The organism is Sporosarcina koreensis (genome assembly GCF_001531445.1).
In the GTDB taxonomy this organism is placed as follows: domain Bacteria; phylum Bacillota; class Bacilli; order Bacillales_A; family Planococcaceae; genus Sporosarcina; species Sporosarcina koreensis_C.
The window spans coordinates 51,990-53,305 of sequence record NZ_LQYA01000136.1; the positions used below are offsets into that span (position 1 = coordinate 51,990).

A 1,316-nucleotide genomic window follows, 5' to 3' on the forward strand; every position below is an offset into this window, starting at 1 on the left:
GATTATTTCGGTCCAGTTCTGCTTGGATTTTTCGTTTTCTTCTTCGTCTTCCTCATCGCAGGTGTTTCATTTCTCCGCGAGCGGACCACGGGCACACTCGAACGGCTTCTCGCAAGCCCTTTGCGCAAATGGGAAATTGTCGCCGGCTACGTCCTCGGCTTTGGACTTTTCACGACAATCCAGTCTACAATTATAACAGCGTACGCGATTTATGTGCTCGGCATGGTCATGGAAGGGGCCTTCATCTACGTGCTCCTGATCATCCTCATCCTCGCGCTCACTGCACTGACGCTCGGCATTTTGCTCTCTTCATTTGCACATAACGAGCTGCAAATGATGCAGTTCATCCCAATTGTCGTCGTGCCACAAGTGTTCTTTTCCGGCCTGTTCAACTTGGAGACGATCGCTGAATGGCTAAGCTGGATCAGTTACTTGACTCCGCTTTATTACGCCGCCGAAGCACTGCGCGACGTCATGGTGAGAGGTGCTGGATTTGAGGACATCTTCATGAACATGCTTATACTTGCAGGATTCTGTCTGCTGTTCATTGCAATCAACATCACCGTGCTGCGCAAATACCGTAAAATATAAGGAGGGCGCCATGACAGACGAAAACCACCTGCTCGAAGAAATGCTGCAGGAAGACGCCAACTTGACAGATAAACAGAAGAAGATTCTCGTCGCAGCGACAGAAATGTTCGCGGAAAAAGGCTTTGCCGCCACTTCGACGAATGAAATCGCTAAAAAAGCAGGCGTCGCGGAAGGTACAATCTTCCGGCATTACAAAACGAAAAAGGATCTGCTTTTATCCATCGTCACACCGATGATGGTCAAAATGCTCGGCCCGGTAATCATCAAAGACTTGAACAAAGTGCTCGACAAAGACTTTGAGTACTTCGAAGATTTCGTGTGGGCGATGATCAAAAACCGCCAAGAATTCCTCGACAAAAACTTGAAAGTCGTGCAGATCTTTCTCCAGGAAATCCCGTTCCACCACGAGCTGCGTGAGCAATTCATCGAACATATAGGAAAAAAGGTAGTCAGTCGCATCATCCAAATCGTCGAACACTACCAAGCGAAAGGCCAAATTGTAAAACTGCCAGCAACGACTGTCATCCGGCTCACAGCCTCGACAATCATGGGCTACTTCGCAGCAAAATACATTATCGACCCGAAGTGGAACGACGACGAGGAAATCGACCAAATGATTCACTTTCTCAAAAAAGGTCTCATACCGGACGAATGAAAAGGAAGGTCTCGCACCTTCTTTTTTTGTTGGAATCAAATCGATTTACGCATAAATCTGCTAAATCACG

At 47.5% G+C, this 1,316-nt stretch carries 2 protein-coding genes; both read left to right on the top strand.

Annotation, left to right across the window (positions count from 1 at the left end; all coding sequences use genetic code 11):
* The coding region (locus AWV70_RS24660; RefSeq protein WP_235588682.1) for an ABC transporter permease at nucleotides 1-591 on the top strand (591 nt) is incomplete at its 5' end.
* Between the two features lie 10 nt (nucleotides 592-601).
* A complete protein-coding gene (locus AWV70_RS14580; RefSeq protein WP_060208639.1) occupies nucleotides 602-1,246 on the top strand; it encodes a TetR/AcrR family transcriptional regulator in 645 nt (214 codons plus the stop codon).
* Nucleotides 1,247-1,316 lie beyond the last annotated feature (70 nt).